Source organism: Duganella vulcania, from assembly GCF_009857655.1.
Lineage (GTDB): Bacteria > Pseudomonadota > Gammaproteobacteria > Burkholderiales > Burkholderiaceae_D > Rugamonas > Rugamonas vulcania.
The window spans coordinates 74,552-94,730 of record NZ_WWCX01000006.1; the positions used below are offsets into that span (position 1 = coordinate 74,552).

The window sequence follows — 20,179 nt, forward strand, 5'->3', positions numbered from 1 at the left end:
CTGGGGCAGCACATCATGATGGAATTGACCGGCAAGAAAATCGTCCTCGGCCTGTCCGGCGGCGTGGCCTGCTACAAGGCGGCGGAACTGTGCCGCGCGCTGACCAAGGCCGGCGCCTCGGTGCAGGTGGTGATGACCGACGCCGCCACCCACTTCATCACCGCCGTCACCATGCAGGCGCTGTCCGGCAACAGAGTGTTCAGCAGCCAGTGGGATCCGCGCGTCGACAACAACATGGCCCACATCGACGTCACCCGCGACGCCGACGCCATCCTCATCGCGCCCTGCTCGGCGGACTTCATCTACAAGCTGGCGCACGGCGTCTGCGACGACCTGCTGTCGACCATGTGCCTGGCGCGTCCGCGCCTGGTGCCGCTGCTGGTGGCGCCGGCCATGAACGTCGAGATGTGGCAGAACCCCGCCACCCAGCGCAACGTGCAGCAGCTGCGCGACGACGGCATCGTGCTGTTCGGCCCCGCCTCCGGCGACCAGGCCTGCGGCGAAGTGGGCATGGGCCGCATGCTGGAACCGGCGCAGCTGCTCGAAGAACTGATCGCGTCGTTCCAGCCCAAGGTCCTGGCGGGCAAGCGCATCCTGATCACCGCCGGCCCGACCTTCGAGCCGATCGACCCGGTGCGCGGCATCACCAATCTGTCCTCGGGCAAGATGGGTTACGCCGTGGCGCGCGCCGCGCGCGAAGCCGGCGCCGAGGTGGTGCTGGTGTCCGGCCCGACCGCGCTGCCGGCGCCGTTCGGCGTCCAGCGCATCAACGTGCAAAGCGCGCTGCAGATGCACGACGCGGTCATGGCCAATGTCGACCACCAGCACATCTTCATCGCGGTGGCGGCGGTGGCCGACTGGCGCGTGTCCAACTCCAGCGAGCAGAAACTGAAGAAGAACCCGGACGGCTCGGTGCCGGACCTGAAGTTCGAACAGAACCCGGACATCCTCGCCAGCGTCGCCGCGCGCACCACGCTGGCCGGCCATCCCTACTGCGTGGGCTTCGCCGCCGAATCGGAAAACCTGATCCAGTTCGGCGCCGACAAGCGCGAGAAAAAAGGCATCCCCCTGCTAGTGGGGAATATCGGCCACCACACCTTCGGCCAGGACGACAACACCATCATCCTGTTCGATGAAAACGGCCACACCATTTTGCCGCGCGCCGACAAGCTCACGCTGGCGCGCCAACTGATTTCCGAGATCTCCAAACGGATCTCCCAGCACTCCCTATTTGCCAATTAAATGAAAAACATCGACGTCAAAATCCTCGACCCGCGCATGAAAGACCAGATGCCGGCCTACGCCACGCCAGGTTCCGCCGGCCTCGATCTGCGCGCCTGCATCGACGCGCCGATGGTCATCGAAGCCGGGCAGACCGTGCTGATTCCAACCGGCCTGGCGATCCACGTCGCCGATCCGGGCTACGCCGCCATGATCCTGCCGCGCAGCGGCATGGGCCACAAAAACGGCATCGTGCTGGGGAATCTGGTAGGCTTGATCGACTCCGACTACCAGGGCCAGTTGATGATCTCGACCTGGAACCGCGGCCACAGCGCCTTCACGCTGAACCCGATGGAACGCCTGGCGCAGCTGATCATCGTGCCGGTGCTGCAGGTGGGCTTCAACGTGGTCGAGGAATTCGGCGACAGCGAGCGCGGTGAAGGCGGTTTTGGCAGCACCGGCAAACACTAACAACAATACACGGAGACCCCGGATGGTCCAGCAGACAAACAAGATCAATAAATTCGCCCCATTGTCTTTGCTGGCGGCGGCCATGCTGCTGTCGGCCTGCTCGTCCTTCAAGTCCAAGCCGGCGCCCGCCCCCGCCGAACCCGTGGTGGCGCGCGTCATCAACGAGGAACCGCCGGTGGTCACCGCCAAGATGGCCGCCGCGCGCGAAGCCCTGACCCAGATGGTGGCGCTGCAGGACCGCCTGTACCGCATCGCCGGCCCGCTGTTGATCAACAACGCGGACCTGTGCCGCACGCAGGCGCGCAACCTGCTCGGCTTCACCGCCAAGAACAAATACTCCTACACCGGCGAATTCGTCGACGCCGCGCAGGCGGTGCTGAACTATGGCGACCGCCTGGAAGTGGCCAGCGTGCTGGCCGGCAGCGGCGCCGCGCGCGCCGGCCTGCGCAAGGGCGACGGGCTGGTCGCCGCCGAGGGCAAGAGCCTGCCCACCGGCCAGAACGCCGAGACGCTGGCCGCCGGCATCCTCGGCCCGCTGGTCTCCGGCCACCAGTCGCTCAACCTGATCGTCGCGCGCGATGGCCGCAACCAGGCGCTCAACGTGCCGGTCACGCGCGCCTGCGCCTTCAAGATCGACATCGGCAATTCGGACAACATCAACGCCTACTCGGACGGCCAGCGCGTGCTGATCACGCGCGGCATGGTCAACTTCGCGCAGAGCGACGAAGCCATCGCCTACGTGCTGGCCAAGGACATCGCCCACAATGTGCTGGGCCACGCGGCCACCACCCGTTCCGCCTACACGGTCGGCGGCATCATCGACAACCTGGTGTCGGTGCGTCCCGACCTGACCATGCTGATCACCACCGGCGGCGTCAAGCCCATGCCGCAGGAGCTGGACGCGGCGGCCGACTACCTGTCGCTGTACATGGTGGCGCGCGCCGGCTATAGCCTGGACCACGCGCACGCCTTCTGGCAGCGCCTGGCCGGCCAATATCCCGCCACGGTGCTGAACGGGTATACTGCCATCCACCCCGCCGTCCACTATCGCCTGTCGGTGATCGACAAGACCATCGCCGAAATCAAAGGCAAGCAGGCGGCCAAGAAACCGCTGGTGCCATAAACCTGAGAGACCACAATGAACAAGCAGGGCCTGTTGGCAATCATCTTGATACTGATGTGTAGCTGGGCCCAGGCGGCGAAGTGGGCCCGGGTGAAGGGCGATGGCGCCGGCGTCTTCTACATCGACAAGGCCAGCATCATCAAGGCCGACAAGACGCGCAAGGCCTGGTCCATGCGCAGCTTCGGCAAGGCGCAAACCACGCCCGAGGGCCGGCCCTACCGCTCGGTCAAGGCGCTGCACATGTACTCCTGCGAAGACCGCACCACCGTGCTGCTGTCGCAGGTGTTCTACCCCGAGGCCATGGGCAAGGGAGAGCCGGTCGAAAACTACAAGTACGAGAAGTTCAACCCGGAAGACATCGTTCCGGACAGCCCGTTCGACAACGCGCTGTCGGTGCTATGCCAATAGCTTAGTTCGGGAACTTAGTTAGGAAAATTAGGGAACACATTCCCCATCAGCCAGGTCAGGCCCGCGCATACCAGCACGGCGAGTATCAGCACGATCAGCAGGCGGCCGAATTTGGGCGAGCCGTCGTCTTCCTTGGGAGTGGTCATGGCAGTTCCTGCAAGCTTTAGAGAGCCGTAGTATATTCCATCCATGGACAGCATCGACCTCGAAGTACTGAAAACCAGCGCGGCGTGGATCGCCGCGGGGCGCCGCTGCGAACTGATCACCGTCATCAAGACCTGGGGCTCCAGTCCCCGTCCGGTGGGCGCCACGCTGGCCATCTGCGAGGACGGCACGGTGATCGGCTCCGTCTCCGGCGGCTGCATCGAGGACGACCTGATCGCCCGGGTGCGCAACGAGGGCATACGCCGCACCGCGCCGGAAATCGTCAGCTACGGCATCACCGCCGACGAGGCCCACCGCTTCGGCCTGCCCTGCGGCGGCACCATCGAGCTGGCGATCGAGCCGCTGTCGGCGCGCAGCCGCGTCGCCGAGCTGCTGGAACGGCTGGAGGCGCACGAACTGGTGCAGCGCCGCCTGGACCTGCGTTCCGGCGAGGTCGAACTGTCCAGGGCCCCGCCGGGCGCGCAGATGCAGGTCAGCGAGCGCGCCATGGTCAGCCTGCACGGCCCGCGCTGGCGGTTGCTGATCATCGGCGCCGGCCAGCTGTCGCGCTTCCTGGCGCAGGTCGCCACCGCCATGGACTACCACGTCATCGTCTGCGACCCGCGCGAGGAATACCGCGCCGGCTGGCAGGTCGACGGCGTGCAGCTGGTGCACGAGATGCCGGACGATGTCGTGCTGGCGCTGAAGCTGGACCGCCGCAGCGCCGTCGTCGCGCTGACCCACGACCCCAAGCTGGACGACCTGGCGCTGATGGAGGCCTTGAAGTCGGAGGCGTTCTACGTCGGCGCCATCGGCTCGCGCCTGAACAACGCCAAGCGCCGCGAGCGGCTGCTGGAGTTCGACCTGACGCGCGAGCAGCTGGCGCGCCTGCACGGGCCGATCGGCCTGTACATCGGCAGCAAGACGCCGTCCGAGATCGCCATCTCCATCCTGGCCGAGATGACCGCGATTAAGAACGGCGTGCCGGCCGCGATGCTGGTCCCGCACGCGGCCACGCCCACCGCCCCCGGCGACAGCGCATGCGCGGTGGACCTGGGCGCCGCGTAAAGAAGCGCAAGAACGGACAATTCAATAGCAAGAACCGGCTAGCCCACGTCGCACGTGGTACGGGACAATAGCGCATCATTCATCGACTGGACTCCGCATGAGCACCGCCAACCTGCTCCGCCTCATACTTCTCGCCGCCATCTGGGGCGGCTCCTTCCTGTTCATGCGCATCGCCGCGCCGGTGCTGGGCGCGGCCGTGCTGATCGAATACCGCGTGCTGTTCGCCTCACTGTTTTTGGCGGCGATGGCGCTGGCGCTGAAAAAACCGCTGAACCTGCGCCAGCACTGGAAGCACTACCTGATCCTCGGCCTGTTCAACTCCGCGCTGCCGTTCCTGATGTTCGCCTTCGCCGCGCGCACGCTGTCGGCCTCCCTGCTGGCCGTGCTGAACGCCACCACGCCGCTGTGGGGCACCCTGATCGGCGCCGTCTGGACCCGCCAGATGGTCAGCGCCAAGGTGATGCTCGGCCTGGCGCTGGGCGCCTGCGGCGTGGCGCTGCTGGTCGGCTTCGACCACGTGACCACCAAGCCCGGCGCCGGCATCGCCATCGCGGCGGTGCTGTTCGCCTCCTTCAACTACGGCATCGCCAGCAACTACGCCAAGCAGGCCAGGACGGTCGAGCCGTTCGCCAACGCACACGGCTCGATGTGGGCGTCCACGCTGCTGGTGCTGCCGGCGCTGCCGTTCTTCCCTGCGCCGGGCGCGCCGACCATCGGCATCATGGGCGCGGTGCTGGCCCTGGGCGTGTTGTGCAGCGGCGTGGCCTACCTGATCTACTTCCGTTTGATCCAGGATGTCGGCCCGTCGTCGGCGCTGACGGTGACCTTCCTCAGCCCCCTGTTCGGCATCCTGTGGGGCGTGCTGTTCCTTCAGGAGAGCGTGGGCTGGTACACCTTCGCCGGCGCCGCCATCGTCATCACCGGCACGGCGCTGGTGACGGGCTTCCGCCCCAGCTTCGGCTTCCTGAACAAGGCCAAGGCGGCATGAAGCCTTACACGCTGCCGCTGCCGCCCGGCTACCGGCTGCACGACGTGCTGGCCTTCCACAGCCGCGATCCCGAAGGCGTGGCCGAGGAAGTGGGCCCGGAGCGCCTGCGCAAGGGCATGCTGATCGACGGCGTGCCGGTGGTGCTGGAGATCGTGCCCGACCACCCCGCCGCGCCCACCAGCGCCAGCTGCGCCGCGCATGCCGACGGCAAGCTGTCCGCCGCCGGGCAGGCACAGGTGCGCGAGGCGGCGCTGAGCATCCTCGGCCTGCGCATCGATCCCGAACCGTTCAGCCAATTCGCCGCCAAGGACAAGCTGTTCGGCCCCCTGACGCGCGCCCAGCCCGGCCTGCGCATCGTGCAGTCGGCCACGGTGTTCGAGGCGCTGACGTGGGCCATCATCGGCCAGCAGATCAACCTGTCGTTCGCGATCTCGCTGCGGCGCACCTTCATCCTGCAGGCGGGCCGCCAGCACAGCAGCGGCTTGTGGTGCTACCCCACCGCCGCCGACGCGGCCAGGCTGGAACCGGACGACCTGACCAGCCGCAAGTTCTCGCGCGCGAAGGCCGAGACGCTGCTGCGCCTGGCCGGCCTGGTCGCCTCGGGAGAACTGGCGCTGGCACTGTCGCCGACCAACAGCATCGAGCAGGTGTCGACGGCGCTGCTGGCCGTCAAGGGCATCGGGCCGTGGACCGTCAACTACGGCCTGCTGCGCGGCTACGGCCACGCCGACTGCTCGCTGCACGGCGACGTCGCGGTGCGCGCCGCGCTCCAGCACCTGCTGGGCGAGGAGGCCAAGCCGGACATGGCGCGCACCGAGCAGATCCTGGCCCGCTACAGTCCCCACCGCACCATGGCCGCCGCCCACCTGTGGGCCAGCCTGCATCCGCGCGAGGCGCAAGCCTAGGCCACGCGGCGCGCCTCCCGCTCCAGGACGAACGCCTCGAACTGCGCGGCGGTCAACGGCCGGCTGTAGTAGAAGCCCTGTATCTCGTCGCAGCCATGCTCGCGCAGGTACTCCAGCTGCGCCGGGTGCTCGACGCCCTCGGCGATGGTGCGCAGGCCCAGGCCGCGCGCCAGGTTGACGATGGCGGCCACGATGGCGCGGTCCTCCGGATCGGTGCTGATGTCGTGCACAAAGGACTGGTCGATCTTCAGCTTGTAGATCTTGAACTTCTTCAGATAGCTCAGCGACGAGTAGGCGATGCCGAAATCGTCGATCGCCATGCGCACGCCGCGCTCGTGCAGCTGGTCCATCACGGCGATGGCGGCCGGTGGATCGTGCATGGCCGCGCCCTCGGTCAGCTCCAGCTCCAGGAATTCCGGCGCCAGCTGCTCCTGCATCAGGATGCTGCCGACCAGCTGCGGCAGGTCGGGATGGCGGAACTGCGCGGCCGACAGGTTCACCGCCATCACGAACGGCGCCATGCCCTGGTCCAGCCAGGCCTTCATCTGCCGCACGGCCTGGCGCAGCACCCATTCGCCGATCGGCAGCATCAAGCCGCTCTCCTCGGCGGCCGGGATGAACTCGGCCGGCGACACCGATCCCAGCGCCGGATGCTGCCAGCGCAGCAGCGCCTCGGCGCCGATGATGGCGCCGTCGCGCGCGTCGAACTGCGGCTGGTAGTGCACGCTCAGTTCATGGTTCTCCAGCGCGTGCCGCAGCGCGTTGATGATCTGCAGCCGCCGCACCGCCTCCTCCTCCAGGTCGCTGGTGAAGAAGCTGTAGCCGTTGCGGCCATTCTGCTTGGCGCGGTACATGGCCACGTCGGCGCAGCGCACCAGCGCTTCCAGGTCCTTGCCGTCCTGCGGATAGAGCGCCACGCCGATCGACCCGCTGACCGCCAGCTCATGCTGGTCGATGGCGAACGGCTCGGCCACCATGTCGAGGATCTTCTGCGCCACCCGCGGCAGGGCGGCCGCGTCGTCGCCATGCAGCAGGAAGATGAATTCGTCGCCGCCCAGCCGCGCCACCACGTCGTCGGCCCGCAGCGTCAGGCGCAGGCGGCGCGCCAGCATGACCAGCAGCGCGTCGCCGATGCTGTGCCCCAGGCTGTCGTTGATGTCCTTGAAGCGGTCCAGGTCCAGGAACATCACCGCCAGCTTGTGGCCGCCGCATTGCGCCTGCAGGATCGCCTGGCTCGCGCGCTCGTCCAGGTGCGCGCGGTTGGGCAGGCCGGTCAGCACGTCGTAGTGCGCCAGGTGTTCGATGCGTTCCTCGGCCTGCTTGCGCTCGGTGACGTCGCGTGAAATGCCGAAGATGCCGGACGCGCGGCCGGTGCGGTCCAGCAGCGGCCCCTTGGTGGACTGGAACAGCGCCTCGCGGCCGTCGGGCAGCGTGACGTGTTCCTCGCTGGTCTGGGTGCGGCCGGTCCGCATCACCGACTGGTCGTGCTGCCGTACCCTGGCGGCCGACTGCGCGGAAAACAGCTGCTCGTCGGTGTTGCCGAGGATCTGGTCCGCCGGCTTGCCGAGAAATGCCACCGTGGCCGGATTGACCAGCAGGTAGCGGCCCTGCAGGTCCTTGACGTACACCGCGTCCGAGGTGCCGCCGACGATGCCGCTCAACAGCTTGCGGTCCGACTCGCCCTTGCGCAGGGCGCTGCGCATGAATTCGCTCAGCATGCTGGCCACCACGCCGTTGACCATCAACAGCAGCCACTGCATCAGGTCATAGTGGTCATTGAAACGCAGGCTGTGCAACGGGTGCAGGACCAGCCATTTGATGCCCAGCGCCGCCGACGCCGTCGCCAGCAAGCCCGGCCCCAGGCCGCCCACCAGCGCGCTGATCATAATCGGCAGCATGAACATGAGCAGCAAGGGACGCGGCTCGCTGGCGTCCACCAGATTGACGCGGATCATCAGCATCGCACCGACCAGCACCAGCGCCAGCGGATAGTGGCACCAGCCATAGCGGTGGCCGGCGCCGGGCGCCAGGCCGCGGGCCGCCACCTCGAACAGCGGCTGGCGGCGGTCGGCGGCGGCCGACACCGCCCGCATCGCCAGCGCATAACCGGCCGCGCTGCACGTCACAAAGAACACGCCCTTGGCGCCGGACAACCAGACCATGGTGTCCGTTGCAATCGCGGACAACAACTGGTCCGACAACAGCACCCAGGCCGTGCCGAGCACGACGTAGGTCGCGGTGACCAATACGATAAATCGGGAATGATTGCTAGCCATGACAGGCACCGGGGTGGTAAGAATTGCTTGAGAGTAGCATTCGCACTGGGGGATGCCCAGCAATGCCACGCGCCGGCCGGCGGTAAATCGCACGTCCTTGACTTAAGTCAAATTTGACAAAGCCCGTTGTGTTAATCGGTGCACAGTCGCACCACGCGGCCGTTAGCGCACCGTCAATATTGTTTTTCGCTTGAGCCTGACGCTACGTCAGGCTTTACGATCTGCTGCATTATCGTGAAGGAGAACACCATGCAGCAGTCAACCGCCGTGAGCTGGCTGGAAAAACTCATCCCGCGCATCAAGCGCGGCGCCGAGCAGCGGCAGTCGATCCCGGCCGGCCTGTGGCTCAAGTGCCCGGCCTGCGAGGCGGTGCTGTACCGCGCCGACCTGGAGGCCAACCTCCACGTCTGCCCCAAATGCGCCCACCACCTGCGCATCCGCGCCCGCGCCCGCCTGGACGCCTTGCTCGACCCCGGCGGCCGGCATGAAATCGGCCAGGAAGTGCTGCCGGTCGACACGCTGAAATTCAAGGGCAGCAAGAGCTATCCCGATCGGCTGCGGGCGGCGATGGCGGCCACCGGCGAGACCGACGCGCTGGTCGTGATCGGCGGCGCCATCCTGTCAGTGCCGGTGGTGGTGGCCTGCTTTGAATTCGACTTCATGGGCGGCTCGATGGGGTCGGTGGTGGGCGAGCGCTTCGTGCGCGGCGTGCAGGCGGCGATCGACCAGCATGTGCCCTTCATCTGCATCACCGCCAGCGGCGGCGCGCGCATGCAGGAGGGCCTGATGTCGCTGATGCAGATGGCCAAGACCACCGCCATGCTGGCCAAACTGGCGGAAAAGAAGCTGCCCTTCGTGTCGGTGCTGACCGATCCCACCTCGGGCGGCATTTCAGCCTCGTTCTGCTTCCTGGGCGACCTGGTGCTGGCCGAGCCGAAGGCGCTGATCGCCTTCACCGGCGCGCGCGTCATCAAGAGCACGCTGGGCGTGACGCTGCCCGAGGGCTACCAGCGGCCGGAGTTCCTGCTCGAACGCGGCGCCATCGACATGATCGTCGACCGCCGCGAGATGCGCACCGAGCTGGCCTCGCTGCTGGCCTTGCTGCTGAAGCTGCCCAAGGATGCGCTGGCCTGAGGCCTGTCGTACACTAGCGCCCATGACAGCACCCCGCGACAGCAACGTATTGAAGATCGGCGAGCTGGCCGCGCGCGCCGGCCTGACCGTGCGCGCGCTGCACCACTACGACAGCATCGGCCTGCTGAAGCCGTCGGGCCGCGCCGGCTCCGGCTACCGCCTGTACAACCGCGACGACGTCGCGCGCCTGCACCACATCCAGACGCTGCGGCGCTTCGGCATGTCGCTGGGCGACATCGCCACTTTCCTGGCCAGCCCGGACGCGCCGTTCGCCGACATCGTCGCGCAGCAGATCGCCGCGCTGGGCAAGCAGATCGAGCAGGCCACCACGCTGCGCGAACAGCTGACGCGGCTGCAACACGTGCTGAGCCGGGGCGACAGTCCCGAGCTGTCCGACTGGCTGCGGACGCTGGAGATGATGGACCTGTACGACAAGTATTTCACCCGCGAGGAGTTGAAACGCCTGCCCTTCTGGCAACAAGACGCGCGCCGCAACGCCGCCTGGGCCGCGCTGGTGGCCGAGGTGGAAGCACTGATGGCGCAAGGCGTACCGCCGGACGACGCGCGCGCGGGCGAACTGTCGGAGCGCTGGATGCGCACGCTGCAGCATGACACCGCCGCCAATCCCGAGTTCGCGCGCCGCATCACCGTCATGCTGGAGCGGGAGGTCAAGGCGCAGCAGCAGACCCGCATCACGCCGGCATTGAGAGAGTACGTGTCGGCGGCGATGGGCGCGCGCAGGCTGGGCATCTACGCGCGCTACCTGGACCCCGGCGAACTGCGCATCTTGCGCGCCAACAGCGGCAAGCACCAGGAAGAGTGGATGGCGCTGATTGCCGGCGTGCACCAGCACCTGGAAGACGGCATCGCCCACGACGCGCCGTCGGCGCAGGCGCTGGCGCGGCGCTGGATGGCGCTGTTCCTGTCGCAGATCGGCGGCGACCAGGCCACGCTGGCCAAGATCCGCACCGCGCACGACCTGGAACCCGCGCTGCTGAGCGGAAGCTGGATCACGCCCGCCATGCTCGACTACATCAGGATCTCCTACGCCACGCTGGCTTGATCAAGCGTAAGGCGAACGCCGGTATTGCGCCCTAAGATCGCGGAGGTGCCACCGTCCAGGAGACCAGCATGACCCGAATCGTAGCCCCGATGCTGTTGATGCTGACGCTGGGCGCCTGCCACAGCGCGCGCGATGCCGACAGCCTGATGGCCCAGGCCCGGCAATACCGGGCGCGGGGCGAAACCAGGTCGGCCATCATCGAACTGAAAAACGCCCTGCAAAAAGCGCCCGACAACGCCAACGCCCGCCTGCTGCTGGGCGAGGTGTACATCGAAGCGGGCGATGCCGCATCGGCTGACAAGGAACTGCGCAAGGCCAAGGCGCTGGGCATGGCGCCGGCGGAAGTCCTGCCGCGCCTGGGCAAGGTGATGCTGATGCAGGGCCAGTTCCAGAAGCTGCTCGACGACCTCCAACCGGATCCGGCCGGTCCGCGCCAGGCGGCGCTGCTGGTCTTGCGCGCCAACGCGCATCTGGGACTGGGCGACACCGAGCAAGCCCGGCAACAATTCGACGAAGTGCTGGCGCAAGAACCGGACCTGGCCGACGCCCTGCTGGGCCAGGCGAAAATCGCCGCAATATCGCAGCACCTGGACCTGGCCGCCGAACGCATCGAACGCGCCTTGGCCAAACATCCCGACAACATCGAATGCCTGCGATTCAAGGGCGACCTGCAGCGCCTGCAGGGCAAGGAAGCGGAAGCCCTGCTGACGTACAAGAAGATCCTGACGCTGCAACCGAACAATACCCAGGCCCACGTCGACAGCGCCAACCTGCTGATCCAGGGCAAAAAGCTGGCCGAAGCCCGCGCCGAAATCGACGCCGCCCGCAAGAACGCGCCCGGCAGCTTGCAAGTGTTCTACACACAAGCCCTGCTCGATTTTCAGGAAGCGAAATATCCGGCGGCGCGCGACACCCTGCAGCAGATCTTGCGCGCGATGCCGGACCACATGCCCAGCGTCCTCCTGATGGGCTCGGTTCAGCTGGCGATGGGCTCGTATCTGGAAGCCGAACTGTCCTTCCGCAAATTCCTCGACACGACTCCGCACCAGGTCTACGCCAGCAAGCGCCTGGCCGGACTGCTGTTGAGGAGCGGCAAGACCGACGACGCGCTCTCCGTGCTGGAACCGCTGCTGGAAGCCAACCGGAAGGACGTGGAATTGCTGGCCCTGGCCGGGCAAGCGCAGATGCAGGCCCGGCATTTCGCCAAGGCCGCCGAGTACTTCCAGGCGGCCAGCGACCTGGCGCCGCAAACGGCCAGCCTGCACACCTCGCTGGGCTTGAGCCGCCTGGGCGCGGGCGAATCGGCGCGCGCGGTGGCCGAACTGGAACAGGCCACCACGCTGGACGACAAGAGCGGCCGCGCCGGCATCCTGCTGGCGATGACCTATTTGCGCAACCAGGAATACGACAAGGCCTTGTCGGCGATCACGGCGATGGAGCGGCACGACGGCAAAAATCCCCTGGTACAAAACATGAAGGGCGGCATCCTCCTGTCCAAACACGACCTGGCTGGCGCGCGCGCCGGCTTCGAGCAGGCGCTGGCGCTGGACCCTTCCTACCTGCCGGCGCTTGAAAACCTGGCGCAAATGGATCTGGCGGAAAAGAAACCCGAACAGGCGCGCCAGCGTTACGAGGCAGCGCTGGCCAAAGACAAGCGCAACGTTGGCCTGATGACGGCGCTGGCCCGCCTGGCCCTGCGGCGCAATAACGCCCCGGAAGCGATGCGCTGGCTGGAACGCGCCACCGCCGAACATCCCGACGCCCTGACGCCGGCCTTGCTGCTGGCGAATCTTTACCAGGGTGCCGGCGCCAGGGACAAGGCCCTGAAACTGGCCCAGTCGCTACTGACCAGCCATCCAGCCGATCCCGACGCGCTGGCGCTGCTGGCGCAGATCCAGGTTGCCAACGGCAACTACGAAGCGGGGCTGGAAAACTATGGCAAGCTGGCCGGATTGCAGCCGGCCTCGGCCGCCGTGCAGCTGCGCCGCGCCTATGCCCAGGCCGCGCTCAAGGACAAGGCCGGCGCCCTCGATTCCGCCAAGAAAGCCCTGCGCCTGAAACCGGACTGGTTCGAAGCCCAGGTCCTCGCCGCGACCTTGCTGGTGGAAAATAAAGACTACACCGAGGCGCTGGCCCTCGCCCAGACCGTGCAGCGCCAGCGGCCCGACCTGCCGGCGGGGCTGACGCTGGAGGGCGATATCTGGATGGAGCGGCAGAAACCGCAGGAAGCGCTGCGCGCCTACGAGCAGGCGTTCAAGATGAGCAAGTTGCCGCCGCTGGCGATCAAGCTCCACCAGGCGCTGCTGAAGGCGGGCAAAAGCAAGGAGGCGAACCAGCACGCCGCCCAGTGGCTGCAGCAACACCCGGCCGAGCTCAGCGTCCGGCTCTACCTGGCCAGCGCCGAGCTGTCGGCCGGGCGATACCCGGCGGCGATCGGCTTGTTCGAGTCCATCGTCCGGCTCGACCCGAAAAACGCCGTGGCGCTCAACAACCTGGCCTGGGCCTACCAGCAGGAAAAGGACGAGCGCGCCCTGGCCACCGCCGAACAGGCTTACCGGCTGGCCGGCACCAGCCCCGCCGTCCTCGACACCCTGGGCTGGATACTGTCCGAGCAAGGCGACACCGGCCGCGCCCTGCCCTTGCTGCGCAAGGCCAACACGCTGGCGCCCGACACGCCCGACATCAGCTATCACCTCGGCCTGACCCTGCTGAAGGCCGGCAATATCATCGCGGCGCGGCGCCAGTTGGAACAGTTGCTGGCCTCCGGCAAGGACTTCCCGAAACGCGCCGAGGTGAAGGCGAAACTCGACACGATGTAGTGTCGGTTATTTTTACAGGCCCTCGTTAACAGACCGGAACAACGCCAAAATATGCTGTTAAAACAATCACTTACACATTCCTTCGGACATGGCTTGGCATTTGCTAGGTAGAGGGTAGCCGCCCCGTTTAGATGGGTTGGCAAAGTTTCGAAGCCCCTTGCGTAGCGATTCTTCATTCATCAGGAAGGAAATAAAATGAAAAAATTAGGCACACTAAGCGCTCTGCTGGGAGCGCTGTTCTCGATCGGCGCAGTCCACGCGACCACGCTGGACACCCGTAGCGCCGCCAACGTGCTGTTTGCAGGCAACCCCGGAGAACCGGCCGCCCCGTCCGCCTTGGGCGGCGATGGCGTCCTCCAGAATTTCACGGGGATCGACTGGCATCAAAACGGCGCAGGCCTGGTTCAGGGGTTCACCCTGACCCCCGCCAACAATACCGGCGATTTCGCCGACTTCACCCTGACGTACCAGGCCTTCGCCGCAGCCATCGGCAGCACCTCGGCAACGCCGGATCTGCGCGTCGCGCCCCCAGGCCCCGCCGTAGGCACCTACGAGCTGACGACCACCGCCACCTTGCACGAACGGGCTACCTGCCTCAATGCGGGCTGCTCGACGGTCGCCCTCACCTTCACCCCCTCCACCACCAGCACCTGGACGGTGTATTTCGATAACTCGCCCGATGCCGACCAAGCGACCGGACTGGGATTCACCGATGGCGTGGCCATGCTGTCGGGCACCTGGGACGCGGAACTGTCGACCTTTTTAGCGACCGGCACGTCCGGCACTCCCGGCGCCACCGGCGTGGGCTCGGCGACGTTGGCCGGCACCGTGCTGATGACGAACTCGACCTACGTCTCGCCGGCCCTGGCCGGCACCCGGTTCGACACCACGCTCAACTTCCCCGGCCCGGCCGCGCCCGGCTTCACCCGTCCGCTGCTGGTCAACGGCATTGCGACCGGTCCGAACACGGATTCGCAATTCGTGTTGAACATCGACGGAGCCCAGCAATTCACGCCCGTGCCTGAGCCGGCCACGCTGGCGCTGGTTGCGGCAGGCATCTTCGGCATGGGGTCGTTCGGCCGCCGCCGCGAAAAACGGCAATGATCCCTGGCCGGGGTGTGCGATCGGTAATCGGTAGAGGCCGGCGCTTGGGGGCGCCGGCCTTTTTATTTCAGGCGCCGCGCCGGGCTGCCGCCCCAGATCTCGCCGGACTCGATGCGCGTGCCCTTGGCCACCAGCGAATTGGCCGCCACGATGGCGTTATTGCCTATCGTCACACCTGACAGCACGACCGCATGGGCGCCTATCGTGACATGGTCGCCTATCGTGATGAAATAATGTCCCAAGGTATCGCCCTCGATCACATGGGGCACCAGCAAGGCCGTCTCGCCCACCACGCTGTTAGCGCCCATGGTCACAAACGAGGGATCGTAAATGATGCCCGAGCTGTAGGTGTTGGCGCCCAGGCGGGCGCCCAGCCCGAGATAGATCAGCCGCATGATCGGAATCGGAATGATGCCGCCGCGTATCAGCGAATTGAACAGGATCAGGTAGAACAGCACATAGACCTGGTAGATGAACTCCTGCCTGGAGCCGAATTCGATATTGCCATCATGCAGGGGCAGCGCCCACATGAAAATCCGGAACACCAGCATGCCGTACAGGTAGACCAGCGCCACGGCCGCCGCGGTGACGGCCACGCCCCGGAAATCGCCCAGGCCGGGAATATTGCCCACGCCGCACCAGGCGCTCAGCACCGCCAGCAGCAACACCAGCGCCAGCATGGAAAGAAACACGACAATCGCGGAAGGTCTGATTTTTCGCATGAAAAAACTCCCCACAAGAAGGTCGATTATAGGGAAAGGAGGTTTTCCGGGCGTCGATGGACCTTGATCCCGCTCAAACGCCGCGCAAATGAAAAAGCCGCTGATACCTGACGGCATCAACGGCTTTTGAATTTGGTTGCGGGGACAGGATTTGAACCTGTGACCTTCGGGTTATGAGCCCGACGAGCTGCCAGACTGCTCCACCCCGCGTCTGATGTAGTCATTATAGGGCAAATCCTTACATTAGGCAATATTAATCCTGACATCGGCTGCGATAGCCCGAATAAATGCTGTTACCTAGAGGCATAGGGCATGCCGCACAGGCGACTATCGGTGTAAAGTAGTCAAAGTGAGCATATCCACCGACTTGAGCTATCCCCTATGAAATTTTGTTCCGAATGCGCCGCCCCCGTCAGCCTGGCGATCCCGGCCGGCGACAACCGCCCCCGCTACGTGTGCGGCAACTGCGCCACCATCCACTACCAGAACCCCAAGATGGTTCTGGGCACCATCCCCGTATGGGAACGCGACGGCGAACTGAAGGTGCTGCTGTGCAAGCGCGCGATCGAACCGCGCCACGGCTACTGGACGCTGCCGGCCGGCTTCATGGAGAACAACGAGACCACGGCCGAAGGGGCCATCCGCGAAACCCGGGAGGAAGCCGGCGCCAACATCGAACTGGGCAGGATGTTCTCGCTGCTGAACGTGGCTCGCGTGCACCAGGTTCACATGTTCTACCTGGCCACGCTGCTGGACCTGGACTTCGCCCCCGGCGAGGAAAGCCTGGAAGTGCAACTGTTCAGCGAGGCGGACATCCCGTGGGACGACCTGGCCTTCCCCACCATCCACACCACGCTGGAACTGTTCTTCGCCGACCGTGTCAAAATCCGTGAGGGCGGCAGCTACGGCTTCCACACCCAGGACATAGTCCGCAGCATGCGTTCAGATAACTCGACAACGTGATTCCCTGGCTAGAAACCGACAGTCCCTTCCCCGACGTGGCGGAGGCGCTGACCACCGATGCGCCCGGCCTGCTGGCGGCCGGTGCCGACCTGTCGCCGCAGCGTTTGCTGATGGCCTACCGGCACGGCATCTTCCCCTGGTTTTCCGAAGGCCAGCCCATCCTGTGGTGGAGCACCGATCCGCGCATGGTGCTGATGACCGACCAGTTCCGCATCTCGGACAGCCTGAGGAAAACCCTGCGCAAGGTCGAGCGCGAGATGGCCGCCGGCGGCCGCTGGCAGGTGCGCTTCGACAGTGCCTTCGAACAGGTGATGCGGGCCTGCGCCGCGCCGCGCCGGGACGGCCCCGGCACGTGGATCTCGGAAGACATCATTGCCGGCTACACCGGCCTGCACAAGCTGGGCTACGCCCACTCGGCCGAGCTGTGGCTGGACGGCCAGCTGGTCGGCGGCGCCTACGGCGTGTCGATCGGCCGCATGTTCTACGGCGAATCGATGTTCGCGCGCGTCACCGACGGCTCCAAGATCGCGCTGGCCTACCTGGTGCGCTTCCTGCGCCAGCACGGCGTGCACATGATCGATTGCCAACAGGAGACCGGCCACCTGGCCTCGCTGGGCGCGGCGCCGATTCCGCGCGCGCAATTCCTGGCGCATCTGCGCAACACTATTGAATTGCCTCAGATCACTGTGTGGGAACCCATTGCACCGCTGGCTGCGGACAGTTAAGCTAAAGCTGACCAGCGCCTTTGGAAACTTGGCGCTATCATAGGCTTACACCACCGCTCTCGATAAGACGCGCATGACGCACCTGAATGATCTGCCTTTCGCGACGCTGCAGTTTTACACGACGGCGCCCTACCCTTGCAGCTATCTGGACGCGCGCCAGGCGCGCTCGCAGGTGGCCACGCCCTCGCACCTGATCAACGCCGACGTGTATTCCGAGCTGGTCAAGAACGGTTTCCGCCGCAGCGGCATCTTCACCTACCGCCCGTATTGCGACGGCTGCCAGGCCTGCATCCCGGTGCGGGTGGTGGCCGACCTGTTCGCGCCCAGCCGCGGCCAGCGGCGCGCATGGGTCAAGCACGGCAACCTGGTCGCCGGCGTGGCCACGCTGTCGTTCTCGGACGAGCACTACGAGCTCTACCTGCGCTACCAGAGCAAGCGCCACGCCGGCGGCGGCATGGACCAGGACAGCCGCGACCAGTACGCGCAATTCCTGCTGCAAAGCCGGGTCAACACGCGGCTGGTGGAGTTCCGCGAGCCGGGCGGCACGCTGCGCATGGTCAGCATCATCGACGTGCTGTCGGACGGCCTGTCGTCGGTCTACACCTTTTTCGACCCGGACGTCGAGGGCGCGTCCTACGGCACCTTCAACGTGCTGTGGCAGATCGCCCAGGCGCGCGAACTGAAGCTGCCCTACGTCTACCTGGGCTACTGGATCAAGGAAAGCCCGAAGATGTCGTACAAAACCAACTTCAAGCCGCTGGAGGCGCGCATCCGCGGCGAGTGGAGCGTGCTGGACGCCTGATAAAATACGGGGAATACCAACAAGAGCTCCCCATGTCCGAAAAATTCCTGTACTCGCTGGCCCGTCCGCTGCTGTTTTCCATGGACGCCGAAGCCGCCCACCACTTCACCCTTCCCGCACTCAAGCGCGCCGCCGCCCTGGGCTTGACCAAGCTGGTCAAGCAGCCCAAGGCCGACCCGCGCACCGTGATGGGCATTACGTTTAAAAACCCGGTCGGCCTGGCCGCCGGCCTGGACAAGGACGGCGCCTACATCGACGCGCTGGCCGACCTGGGCTTCGGCTCGATCGAGGTGGGCACCGTCACGCCGCGCGCGCAGCCGGGCAACCCCAAGCCGCGCATGTTCCGCCTGCCGGAAGCGCACGCCATCATCAACCGCATGGGCTTCAACAACGGCGGCGTCGACGCCTTCGTCGCCAACGTGCAATCGTCGCGCTTCTACCAGGACAAGGCCGGCGTGCTGGGCCTGAACATCGGCAAGAACGCCGACACCCCGATCGAGCGCGCCACCGACGACTACCTGCATTGCCTGGAAAAAGTCTATCCCTACGCCAGCTACGTGACGGTCAACATCTCGTCGCCGAACACCAAGAACCTGCGCCAGCTGCAAGGCGGCTCGGAACTGGACGGCCTGCTGGGCACGCTGAAGGACGCGCAGCTGCGCCTGGCCGACCAGCACCAGCGCTACGTGCCGCTGGCGCTGAAGATCGCGCCGGACATGGACGGCGACCAGGTCAAGAACATCGCCGACGCGCTGCTGCGCCACAAGATCGACGGCGTGATCGCCACCAACACCACGCTGAGCCGCGACGCCGTCGCCGGCATGCTGCACGGCGCCGAGGCGGGCGGCTTGTCGGGCGCGCCGGTGTTCGAGCTGTCCAACACGGTGATCCGCCTGCTCAAGGCCGAGCTGGGCGACGCCCTGCCCATCATCGGCGTGGGCGGCATCCTGCGCGGCGCGGACGCCAAGGTCAAAATGGCATGCGGTGCGCAGCTGGTGCAGCTGTACAGCGGACTGATCTACGCGGGTCCGGCGCTGGTGCGCGATTGCGCGGACGCCCTGCGCGGCAACTAGCGGCAACTAAGGAGACGGCATGCAGCAGACTCAACTTGGAACGAGCGACCTCAGCGTCAGCAAGATCTGCCTGGGCACGATGACCTTCGGCGAGCAGAACACCGAAGCCGACGCGCACAGCCAGCTGGACTACGCGCTCGAGCGCGGCATCAACTTCATCGACACAGCCGAGATGTACCCGGTGATGCCGCGCGCGGAAACGCAGGGCATGACCGAGCGCCACATCGGCACCTGGCTGAAGAAGAGCGGCGCGCGCGGCAAGGTGGTGCTGGCCACCAAGGCGGCCGGGCCCAGCCCGCACATCAGCTGGGTGCGCGGCGGCCAGCAGAACTTCGACGCCGCCAACCTGCGCGCGGCGGTCGAGACCAGCCTGCAGCGGCTGCAGACCGACCATATCGATTTATACCAATTGCACTGGCCCAGCCGCAACGTGCCGATATTTGGCTCGAACGCCTTCAATCCCAAGCTGGAGCGTCCCTGCGTGGCGATCGAGGAAACCCTGGCCGCGCTGGGCGAGTTGATCAAGGAGGGCAAGATCGGCGCGATCGGCGTGTCCAACGAATCGTGCTGGGGCGTGAACGAGTTCATCAAGCAGTCCGAGATGGCCGGCCTGCCGCGCATCGCCACCATCCAGAACCTGTACAACCTGACCGCGCGCCACTTCGAGACCAGCCTGCTGGACGAGACCTGCTACCGCGAGAACGTCAGCCTGCTGGCCTACAGCCCGCTGGCGTTCGGCCAGCTGACCGCCAAGTACCACGACGACCCGAAGGCCAAGGGCCGGCTGACGCTGTTCCCGCCGACGTGGAGCCCGCGCTACCTGCGTCCGGCGGTGCTGTCCGCCGTGGCGCAATACGCCGGGCTGGCGCGCGCCAACGGCCTCACGCCGACCCAGCTGGCGCTGGCGTGGTGCTACTCGCGCTGGTTCGTGGCCTCGACCATCATCGGCGCCACCAGCCTGGCGCAGCTGAAGGAAAACATCGACGCCTACAGCGTGCAATTGCCGCCCGAAGTGCTGGCCCAGGTGGACGCCATCCACGCCGCCATCCCCAATCCCGGCCAATAACCGGGCGCTTTTAAACAACACTCTTTTCGCCGATATCGCGCGAAAAGAGCGTTGTACCTGCACGTTATCCCAATCTTGCATATCATTAGACGTAACCATTCGTG

19 protein-coding genes and 1 tRNA gene are annotated in these 20,179 nt (G+C 66.0%); 16 read left to right on the forward strand and 4 right to left on the reverse strand.

Going from position 1 to position 20,179, the window contains the following annotated elements; genetic code table 11:
* Positions 1-18 precede the first annotated feature (18 nt).
* The 4 genes from coaBC to GTP90_RS07000 are packed head-to-tail and all read left to right on the forward strand — an operon-like array spanning position 19 to position 3,223.
* Positions 19-1,242: a bifunctional phosphopantothenoylcysteine decarboxylase/phosphopantothenate--cysteine ligase CoaBC gene (gene coaBC / locus GTP90_RS06985; protein ID WP_175048003.1), complete on the forward strand. Its 1,224-nt coding sequence runs from the start codon at positions 19-21 to the stop codon at positions 1,240-1,242.
* On the forward strand, positions 1,243-1,692 hold the full coding sequence (dut, locus tag GTP90_RS06990; RefSeq protein ID WP_008451445.1) for a dUTP diphosphatase: 450 nt from the start codon (positions 1,243-1,245) through the stop codon (positions 1,690-1,692). It begins immediately after the preceding gene.
* Positions 1,693-1,714: 22 nt separating this feature from the next.
* Complete coding sequence (locus GTP90_RS06995) at positions 1,715-2,815, forward strand: M48 family metallopeptidase (RefSeq protein ID WP_161082817.1); 1,101 nt, start codon at positions 1,715-1,717, stop codon at positions 2,813-2,815.
* Positions 2,816-2,830: 15 nt separating this feature from the next.
* Positions 2,831-3,223: a surface-adhesin E family protein gene (locus GTP90_RS07000; protein ID WP_161082818.1), complete on the forward strand. Its 393-nt coding sequence runs from the start codon at positions 2,831-2,833 to the stop codon at positions 3,221-3,223.
* Positions 3,224-3,237: 14 nt separating this feature from the next.
* Here the strand turns inward: GTP90_RS07000 and GTP90_RS37290 are convergent, their stop codons facing one another.
* Positions 3,238-3,369 carry a hypothetical protein gene (locus tag GTP90_RS37290; RefSeq protein ID WP_256369095.1) on the reverse strand — a complete coding sequence of 44 codons (132 nt, stop codon included), beginning with the start codon at positions 3,367-3,369 and terminating at the stop codon, positions 3,238-3,240.
* 43 nt (positions 3,370-3,412) lie between these two features.
* Between GTP90_RS37290 and GTP90_RS07005 the strand changes: the two genes are divergently transcribed.
* The 3 genes from GTP90_RS07005 (at position 3,413) to GTP90_RS07015 (ending at position 6,328) form a co-directional block, all read left to right on the forward strand.
* Positions 3,413-4,435, forward strand: a complete 1,023-nt coding sequence (locus tag GTP90_RS07005) for an XdhC family protein (RefSeq protein WP_161082819.1) — start codon at positions 3,413-3,415, stop codon at positions 4,433-4,435.
* A 97-nt stretch (positions 4,436-4,532) separates the two neighbouring features.
* The gene (locus tag GTP90_RS07010; RefSeq protein ID WP_161082820.1) at positions 4,533-5,423 is read left to right on the forward strand and encodes a DMT family transporter; all 891 of its coding nucleotides are present in this window, start codon (positions 4,533-4,535) and stop codon (positions 5,421-5,423) included.
* On the forward strand, positions 5,420-6,328 hold the full coding sequence (locus GTP90_RS07015) for a DNA-3-methyladenine glycosylase family protein (RefSeq protein ID WP_161082821.1): 909 nt from the start codon (positions 5,420-5,422) through the stop codon (positions 6,326-6,328). The genes GTP90_RS07010 and GTP90_RS07015 overlap by 4 nt, the downstream gene beginning before the upstream one ends.
* Here the strand turns inward: GTP90_RS07015 and GTP90_RS07020 are convergent.
* Positions 6,325-8,604, reverse strand: coding sequence for a putative bifunctional diguanylate cyclase/phosphodiesterase (locus tag GTP90_RS07020; protein WP_161082822.1), 2,280 nt, complete (start codon positions 8,602-8,604; stop codon positions 6,325-6,327). The genes GTP90_RS07015 and GTP90_RS07020 overlap by 4 nt on opposite strands.
* Positions 8,605-8,871: 267 nt before the next feature.
* On the opposite strand from GTP90_RS07020, the gene accD reads away from it, so the two are divergent.
* The 4 genes from accD to pepA all read left to right on the forward strand — a co-directional run bounded on the left by accD (position 8,872) and on the right by pepA (position 14,724).
* Positions 8,872-9,738 (forward strand): acetyl-CoA carboxylase, carboxyltransferase subunit beta, encoded by an 867-nt coding sequence (accD, locus tag GTP90_RS07025; protein ID WP_161082869.1) that lies wholly within the window; start codon positions 8,872-8,874, stop codon positions 9,736-9,738.
* 22 nt (positions 9,739-9,760) lie between these two features.
* Positions 9,761-10,801 (forward strand): MerR family transcriptional regulator, encoded by a 1,041-nt coding sequence (locus GTP90_RS07030; protein ID WP_161082823.1) that lies wholly within the window; start codon positions 9,761-9,763, stop codon positions 10,799-10,801.
* A 68-nt stretch (positions 10,802-10,869) separates the two neighbouring features.
* The gene (gene prsT / locus GTP90_RS07035; RefSeq protein ID WP_161082824.1) at positions 10,870-13,620 is read left to right on the forward strand and encodes an XrtA/PEP-CTERM system TPR-repeat protein PrsT; all 2,751 of its coding nucleotides are present in this window, start codon (positions 10,870-10,872) and stop codon (positions 13,618-13,620) included.
* Between the two features lie 195 nt (positions 13,621-13,815).
* Positions 13,816-14,724, forward strand: a complete 909-nt coding sequence (gene pepA / locus GTP90_RS07040; RefSeq protein ID WP_161082825.1) for a flocculation-associated PEP-CTERM protein PepA — start codon at positions 13,816-13,818, stop codon at positions 14,722-14,724.
* Between the two features lie 62 nt (positions 14,725-14,786).
* On the opposite strand, the gene GTP90_RS07045 is transcribed toward pepA, so the two are convergent.
* Positions 14,787-15,446 (reverse strand): acyltransferase, encoded by a 660-nt coding sequence (locus tag GTP90_RS07045; RefSeq protein ID WP_161082826.1) that lies wholly within the window; start codon positions 15,444-15,446, stop codon positions 14,787-14,789.
* 133 nt (positions 15,447-15,579) lie between these two features.
* Positions 15,580-15,656 (reverse strand) — tRNA-Met (locus tag GTP90_RS07050).
* Between the two features lie 171 nt (positions 15,657-15,827).
* Between GTP90_RS07050 and GTP90_RS07055 the strand changes: the two genes are divergently transcribed.
* The 5 genes from GTP90_RS07055 to GTP90_RS07075 all read left to right on the forward strand — a co-directional run bounded on the left by GTP90_RS07055 (position 15,828) and on the right by GTP90_RS07075 (position 20,075).
* Positions 15,828-16,409 carry an NUDIX hydrolase gene (locus GTP90_RS07055; protein ID WP_161082827.1) on the forward strand — a complete coding sequence of 194 codons (582 nt, stop codon included), beginning with the start codon at positions 15,828-15,830 and terminating at the stop codon, positions 16,407-16,409.
* Positions 16,406-17,134 (forward strand): leucyl/phenylalanyl-tRNA--protein transferase, encoded by a 729-nt coding sequence (aat, locus tag GTP90_RS07060; RefSeq protein ID WP_161082828.1) that lies wholly within the window; start codon positions 16,406-16,408, stop codon positions 17,132-17,134. The genes GTP90_RS07055 and aat overlap by 4 nt, the downstream gene beginning before the upstream one ends.
* A gap of 73 nt (positions 17,135-17,207) precedes the next feature.
* On the forward strand, positions 17,208-17,936 hold the full coding sequence (locus GTP90_RS07065; RefSeq protein ID WP_161082829.1) for an arginyltransferase: 729 nt from the start codon (positions 17,208-17,210) through the stop codon (positions 17,934-17,936).
* A 32-nt stretch (positions 17,937-17,968) separates the two neighbouring features.
* Complete coding sequence (locus GTP90_RS07070; protein ID WP_161082830.1) at positions 17,969-19,009, forward strand: quinone-dependent dihydroorotate dehydrogenase; 1,041 nt, start codon at positions 17,969-17,971, stop codon at positions 19,007-19,009.
* Between the two features lie 19 nt (positions 19,010-19,028).
* A complete protein-coding gene (locus GTP90_RS07075; protein WP_161082831.1) occupies positions 19,029-20,075 on the forward strand; it encodes an aldo/keto reductase in 1,047 nt (348 codons plus the stop codon).
* The last annotated feature ends 104 nt before the right edge of the window (positions 20,076-20,179 follow it).